This window comes from Pseudoalteromonas fuliginea (assembly GCF_000690055.1).
GTDB classification, from domain to species: Bacteria; Pseudomonadota; Gammaproteobacteria; order Enterobacterales; family Alteromonadaceae; genus Pseudoalteromonas; species Pseudoalteromonas fuliginea.
In genome coordinates this window covers 1-370 of the sequence record NZ_JJNZ01000193.1, presented here as the reverse complement: position 1 = coordinate 370, position 370 = coordinate 1, and the positions used below count along the sequence as shown (strand labels likewise).

The 370-nt window shown below is 31.9% G+C and carries 1 protein-coding gene; it reads right to left on the bottom strand.

Annotation, left to right across the window (positions count from 1 at the left end; genetic code table 11):
* Window positions 1-75 precede the first annotated feature (75 nt).
* The coding region (locus DC53_RS22760; protein ID WP_033032517.1) for a hypothetical protein at window positions 76-370 on the bottom strand (295 nt) is incomplete at its 5' end.

The window sequence follows — 370 nt, the reverse complement described above, 5'->3', positions numbered from 1 at the left end:
TTCATACCGTAGTCTATAGCTAATATCCTTCCTTTTTGATTACTACTCCCAAAAATATCATTTCCCATCAGTTAATTACTTTTTCATTTTTCCTATGCGCAAAAGTAACGGAAATGTTACCTTTTTATCGTTATTATTCCAACTTTCTTTCAACTCTTCTTTTATCAAATTTACAGGATTGCTTCCATTCTTTTTAATATAATGCTGTGTCGCTGACCACGAATCGATATAACCCAAAAGATGATCGAAAGACCAAGTAAACTCATCTACAAATTCATCTGTTTTTATCTCTTCAAACGGAAAAGGTATTGTTTCGTAATTCTCATCAACATACTTACGCTCTTCATCCCAATATGAACCAAGTATATTT